This window comes from Pseudomonas sp. KH_046_1, from assembly GCF_057839025.1.
Map to the genome: position 1 here is coordinate 758557 of NZ_CM174481.1, position 6444 is coordinate 765000.

The following is a 6444-nucleotide window of genomic DNA, read 5'->3' on the forward strand; positions in this document are numbered from 1 at the left end:
CCGTTAACGCGTGGCGGATGCGAGTGATTGAGGGGCGCCGAACTGGCCGGCCATCCAGCCGCCGACATCGCTCAGACGCGTGTCGACTGTGGCGTGGAGCGCGGACAGTCGACCGCCGCACAGGGCGCCGAGGCGGTCGCTGATCTGGAACAGTTCGTCGAGGTCTTCGGAAATCACCAGGATCGCCGCGCCGGCATCGCGCAAGGCAATCAAGGCGCGGTGGATGGTGGCGGCCGCGCCGACGTCCACACCCCAGGTCGGGTGCGCGGCGACCAGTAGTTTTGGTCGCTGAAGGATTTCCCGGCCGAGGATGAATTTCTGCAAGTTGCCGCCGGACAGGCTGCGGGCCGGCGCCTGGCTATCGGGTGTCTTGACCCCGAAACGGCGGATGATTTCCTCGGCCAGTGCTTCGACTTTGCCGCGCTGGATCAGGCCCTTACTCACCAGTCCCTGTTGGAAAGCGGTCAGCAGCGCGTTGTCCGCCAGGCTCAGCTCCGGCACCGCACCATGACCCAGGCGTTCGGCGGGAACGAACGCCAGGCCGAGTTGGCGGCGAGCATCGGGACGCAAATGGGCGACGGGCTCCTTGCCAAAACGGATCGTCGCGCTGGCATTGCGGGGCAGCAGTGCTTCGCCGCTGAGCAAGGCCAGCAACTCATCCTGGCCATTGCCGGCGACACCGGCGATGCCGACAATTTCACCGCCACACACTTCAAGGTCGATGTCCTTGAGCGAGCAACCGAACGGGTCGGGGTTGTGCCAGGACAAGCCATTCACACTGAGGAACGTCGCAGCGCCAGTCACCTTTGGATAATCGGTGATCAACTCCGCGGCTTCACCGACCATCAACCGCGCCAACTGCTGATCCGTACACTCCGCCGGCAGGCAATGCCCGGCCACCCGTCCGCCGCGCAGTACCGTCGCGCTGTGGCACAACGCACGCACTTCCCCAAGCTTGTGGCTGATGAACAAAATGCTGCAGCCTTCGGCGGCGAGCCGGCGCAGGGTGACGAACAAGTCGTCGGCCTCTTGCGGCGTCAGCACCGAAGTTGGCTCATCGAGAATCAACAGGCGGATGTCCTGCATCAGGCAGCGAATGATTTCCACCCGTTGCCGTTCACCGATCGACAGGCTGTGGACAAGTCGCTCAGGTTCCAGCGCCATGCCGTAGCGCCGGGACACCTCGCGAATCTTCGGCTCAAGCTGTTTGGGTGTGCCTGCCGCCGCACCCATGGCCAGGGCGATGTTCTGCGCCACGCTCAGGGTTTCGAACAGCGAGAAATGCTGGAACACCATGCCGATTCCCAAACCCCGGGCCTGGGCCGGGTTGCGCAGGCTCACCCGCTGACCTTGCCAGATCACTTCGCCGGAATCGGCGTGGGTCACGCCGTAGATGATCTTCATCAGCGTGCTTTTGCCTGCGCCGTTTTCGCCGAGCAGGGCATGGATCTCGCCAGGGGCAATGGTCAGGTCGATGGCATCGTTGGCCAGGCAACCGGGGTAGCGTTTTGTGATTCTGCGCAGTTGCAGGCGCGGAACCGGGTCGGGGATTGAAGCGTGATTGGGCATGACAGGCTCGGTGCTGTTGGACTTGTGCCTGTGGATAAAGCAATTTTCTGGCCACTAGGTCAGGAAAACCTCGAAGCCCTGCGAGCAGAGGCGTTGAGTACGCAGCTTTCAAATGTGCCACGCGCAGCCCGGCACCACATGGGGGCAAGGGTGCAAATCAAGCCCCGATTTTGCTCGTGCGCTTTTGCTCAAAAAATGAGCAATCGACCACAAGCCATACCGTGCAGGGCGCCGAGGCGGCCATGAACGGGTTATCCACAGATTGCTCCACAGTATTTGTGTGCAAGCTCAGAGCACGGGCATAAGCACTGAGTGGCTTTCTTCTAAAGGCGATAAACCGTTGTAACTGTTTGTTTTTATTTGAATTTGATGTGCTTGATGGCAGATTGGACGAAAATTGAGCAAAGACCGCAAAGCCGCATGACAGAAGGGTTACAGCGGTATGTGCTCAGGTTATCCACAGGCGGGTGCACAGCAGATGTGGGCAAATATGGAATAAGTGAAAAAGCGGCGTGCCCCAAAAAATCGCAGCCTGAACTGAAGCGCTTTTAGCGCTGCAACAAAATACGTCCGCGACTCAAATCGGCCAGTTGTGACTGCAAGGTGTCGATCTGCGCAGCGCCCACGGCCAACTGCAACTCGACACCATTGGCGGTGAAGCTTTCATCCACAACCAATCCACCTGCCTCTGCCACCCGCAGCTTGACCAGGGCCAATTCGGCAAATCCGCAAGCGCAACGCAGCGGCACCCGGCTGATCAGCTCGATCTTTGGCGCCGCCTGCAGGCATTTGTTTGCACCCCCGCCATAAGCCCGGGCGAGCCCCCCGGTGCCCAGTTGGATGCCGCCATACCAGCGAATCACCAGCACCGCGACCTGATCGCAATCCTGCGCCTCGATCGCTGCCAGAATCGGCCGGCCGGCCGTACCGCCGGGCTCGCCATCATCGGTGCTGCGATATTGATCGCCGAGTTTCCAGGCCCAGCAGTTGTGCGAGGCATTCAAGTCGCTGTGCTGCTCAATGAACGCCTGGGCCTCGGCCGGGCTGGAGATCGGCGCGGCGAAGGTAATGAAGCGGCTCTTGCGAATCTCTTCGCGGTATTCGCAAAAACCGCTGAGGGTAAATGGCATAAGTGCTTAGATGGCAGGTTTCAGGCCGCAGCCTTTGAGAATGATGCGGATCAGGTTGTCCCCGGCGTCTTCCATGTCTTGCTTGGTCAACCTGGAGCGCCCGGTGACGCGGCAGATCTGCGTGGCGAAGTCGGCGTAGTGCTGGGTGCTGCCCCACAACAGGAAGATCAGGTGCACCGGATCGACCGGGTCCATTTTACCGGCGTCGATCCACGTCTGGAACACGCCCGCACGGCCCTGGAACCAGGCGCGATAATCCTGGTTGAAGTACTCGGTCAGGCATTCACCGCCGCTGATGACTTCCATGGCAAATATCCGCGAGGCTTGCGGCTGGCGTCGGGAGAACTCCATTTTTGCGCGGATGTAGCGGGTCAAGGCTTCGGCCGGATCGTCCTCGGCGGTGAGGGTGTTGAAGGTGCTGTCCCACAACTCGATGATGTTGCTCAACACCGCCACGTACAAACCGAGCTTGTTGGTGAAGTAGTAATGCAGGTTCGCCTTGGGCAGCCCGGCATTCTGGGCGATGGTGTTCATGCTCGTGCCTTTGTACCCGTGACGGGCGAACTCGTCTTCGGCGGCTTTGATGATGGTCTCTTCGTTTTTCTGACGAATGCGGCTGACGGGTTTTCCGCCGTGGGCTGGGACTTCAAAGGTCATAGGCACTTCCGAGAAGATGAGTGGGGGCGGCCAGTGCGTTGATAACGTACCCACCGACTTCAGACAAGTCCTCACACAATAAAACACTACACCGCAATCTACTGTGGGAGCGGGCTTGCTCGCGAAGACGGTGTGTCAGCTATGCAGATATCGACTGACACGGCCTCTTCGTCGGAACGCCGCCCGGAGCAAGCCCGCTCCCACAATTTTCAACGCGTCGCCGCGAGGCTCTCGAGAAAACTCTCCAGCACCAGATGGGGTCGACGCCCCTTGCGGGTGACCGACGCCAGGCTCAGGTCATAGAAGCGCGTTCTGGCTTTCAACGCGCGCAACCGCCCCTGCTGCACCCAAAGACTCGCATAGTGATCCGGCAGATAACCGATGTAGCGCCCGGTCAGGATCAGGAACGCCATGCCTTCGCGGTCCGAGGCACTGGCGGTGCAATTGAGCGCCTGGTAGTGAGCCTGGATCTCCGCTGGCAAGCGGAAGGTGGGTGCGATGGCGTCCTGACTGTTCAGGCGTTCGTCGTCCAGTTGCTTGTCGTCGACATAAAACAGCGGGTGACCGACCGCGCAGTACAGCAGCGAACGTTCGCTATACAGCGGTTGATACTCCAGCCCCGACAGTGCGCTGGCCTGCGGCACCACGCCGACGTGCAGGCGACCGTCGAGCACGCCTTGTTCGACTTCATTGGGCGCGATCATGCGGATCTGGATCTGCACGTCCGGGCCGCGTTCTTTCAATTGTGCGAGGGCATGGGTGATGCGCATATGGGGCAGGGTGACCAGGTTGTCCGTCAAACCAATGATCAATTCGCCGCGCAAGTGCTGGTGCAGGCCGTTGACCTCGGTGCGGAAGCTTTCCAGCGCACTTAACAGCTGCAACGCCGATTGATAGACCTCGCGGCCCTCTTCGGTCAGGGAAAACCCGGCACGTCCCCGTTGGCACAGGCGCAGGCCGAGGCGCTGCTCCAGATCGCTCATCTGCTGGCTGATTGCCGAGCGACCGATGCCCAGCACGGTTTCCGCCGCGGAGAAACCGCCGCATTCCACCACGCTGCGGAAAATCCTCAGCAGGCGGATATCAAAGTCGCTGACCTGGGCCAGCGGATCGGGACGGCGAGTGCTCATGCGGGTTACTCAAAGTTTAGTAATTGGCTGACTGAACATTAGAAGAGTTGGATTTCACAGACTTTATCCCCGTGGCAATTTAGCTGCAACAACGGTTTTCAATCCTTACGCCGCTTATTGCCTTGCGAGGTTTCGCCCATGAACCAGCCTGAAAACGCCCCGACTTCCCTGGCCAGCCAGCTCAAGCTCGATGCTCACTGGATGCCTTACACCGCCAACCGCAACTTCCAGCGCGACCCACGCCTGATCGTTGGCGCCGAAGGCAGCTGGCTGATCGACGACAAGGGTCGCAAGGTATATGACTCGCTGTCCGGTCTGTGGACCTGTGGCGCCGGGCACACTCGCAAGGAAATCCAGGAAGCGGTCGCCAAGCAACTGGGCACTCTCGATTACTCGCCAGCTTTCCAGTACGGCCATCCGCTGTCCTTCCAACTGGCTGAAAAAATCACCGACTTGACCCCGGGCAATCTGAACCACGTGTTCTTCACCGACTCGGGCTCCGAGTGTGCGGACACCGCGGTGAAAATGGTCCGTGCTTACTGGCGCCTGAAAGGCCAGTCGACCAAGACCAAAATGATCGGCCGTGCCCGTGGTTACCACGGTGTGAACATCGCCGGCACCAGCCTCGGCGGCGTGAACGGCAACCGCAAGCTGTTCGGTCAGGCGATGATGGACGTCGACCACCTGCCGCACACTTTGCTGGCAAGCAACGCTTACTCCCGTGGCATGCCGGAGCAGGGCGGTATTGCCCTGGCTGACGAACTGCTGAAGCTGATCGAACTGCACGATGCGTCGAACATCGCGGCGGTCTTCGTCGAGCCATTGGCTGGTTCCGCTGGCGTGCTGGTTCCACCACAGGGTTACCTCAAGCGTCTGCGTGAAATCTGCGACCAGCACAACATCCTGCTGGTGTTCGACGAAGTGATCACCGGTTTCGGCCGTACCGGCACCATGTTCGGCGCCACCACCTTCGGCGTGACCCCGGACCTGATGTGCATCGCCAAGCAAGTCACCAACGGTGCGATCCCGATGGGCGCGGTGATTGCCAGCTCCGAGATCTACCAGACCTTCATGAATCAGCCGACGCCTGAATACGCGGTGGAATTCCCTCACGGCTACACCTATTCCGCGCATCCGGTGGCTTGCGCCGCGGGTCTTGCCGCACTCGACCTGCTGCAAAAGGAAAACCTGGTGCAGAGCGTGGCCGAAGTCGCACCGCATTTCGAAAACGCGCTGCATGGCCTGAAGGGCACCAAGAACATCATCGACATCCGCAACTTCGGCCTGGCCGGCGCGATCCAGATCGCGCCACGTGACGGCGACGCCATCGTGCGTCCGTTCGAAGCCGGCATGGCGCTGTGGAAAGCCGGGTTCTACGTACGCTTCGGCGGCGACACCCTGCAGTTCGGCCCAACCTTCAACAGCAAGCCGCAGGACCTGGATCGTCTGTTCGACGCGGTCGGCGAAGTGCTGAGCAAGATCGACTGATTTCTCCTTCTATATACCTATAAACAACGGGCGCTTGGGAACGGGTGCCTGTGGACAACTTTTCAGGAGCTTCCATGAGCGTTATTCCGCATTTGATCAATGGCGAACTGGTGACCGAGAACGGTCGCGCGGTCGATGTGTTCAACCCGTCTACCGGCCAGGCTATCCACAAGTTGCCGCTGGCGACCCGCGAAACCATCCAGAGCGCCATCGACGCGGCCAAGGCTGCATTTCCGGCCTGGCGCAACACGCCGCCGGCTAAGCGTGCCCAAGTGATGTTCCGCTTCAAGCAACTGCTGGAGCAGAACGAAGCTCGCATCTCGCAATTGATCAGCGAAGAGCACGGCAAGACCCTGGAAGATGCTGCCGGTGAATTGAAGCGCGGTATCGAGAACGTCGAGTTCGCTTGCGCGGCCCCGGAAATCCTCAAGGGCGAGTACAGCCGTAACGTCGGCCCGAACATCGATGCC

The 6444-nt window shown here is 60.4% G+C and carries 6 protein-coding genes (1 of these 6 only partly in view); 2 read left to right on the top strand and 4 right to left on the bottom strand.

Annotated elements, in window-relative coordinates; translation table 11 throughout:
- Positions 1–3: 3 nt before the first annotated feature.
- The 4 genes from AC3IT9_RS03365 to AC3IT9_RS03380 all read right to left on the bottom strand — a co-directional run bounded on the left by AC3IT9_RS03365 (position 4) and on the right by AC3IT9_RS03380 (position 4486).
- Positions 4–1569 carry an ABC transporter ATP-binding protein gene (locus tag AC3IT9_RS03365; RefSeq protein ID WP_489272041.1) on the bottom strand — a complete coding sequence of 522 codons (1566 nt, stop codon included), beginning with the start codon at positions 1567–1569 and terminating at the stop codon, positions 4–6.
- A 548-nt stretch (positions 1570–2117) separates the two neighbouring features.
- Entirely contained in the window at positions 2118–2699 is a 582-nt protein-coding gene (locus tag AC3IT9_RS03370) for an IMPACT family protein (protein WP_150756662.1), read from the bottom strand.
- 6 nt (positions 2700–2705) lie between these two features.
- Entirely contained in the window at positions 2706–3356 is a 651-nt protein-coding gene (locus AC3IT9_RS03375) for a TetR/AcrR family transcriptional regulator (protein ID WP_150727766.1), read from the bottom strand.
- 209 nt (positions 3357–3565) lie between these two features.
- Positions 3566–4486 (bottom strand): LysR family transcriptional regulator, encoded by a 921-nt coding sequence (locus AC3IT9_RS03380; RefSeq protein ID WP_218430875.1) that lies wholly within the window; start codon positions 4484–4486, stop codon positions 3566–3568.
- 138 nt (positions 4487–4624) lie between these two features.
- Between AC3IT9_RS03380 and aptA the strand changes: the two genes are divergently transcribed.
- Positions 4625–5974: an omega-aminotransferase AptA gene (gene aptA / locus AC3IT9_RS03385; RefSeq protein WP_150727764.1), complete on the top strand. Its 1350-nt coding sequence runs from the start codon at positions 4625–4627 to the stop codon at positions 5972–5974.
- A gap of 74 nt (positions 5975–6048) precedes the next feature.
- Positions 6049–6444 carry the 5' portion of a CoA-acylating methylmalonate-semialdehyde dehydrogenase gene (locus tag AC3IT9_RS03390; protein WP_056725206.1) on the top strand. It continues 1098 nt past the right edge of the window, so the window shows 396 of its 1494 coding nt (coding positions 1–396); the start codon lies at positions 6049–6051; its stop codon lies beyond the right edge, outside the window.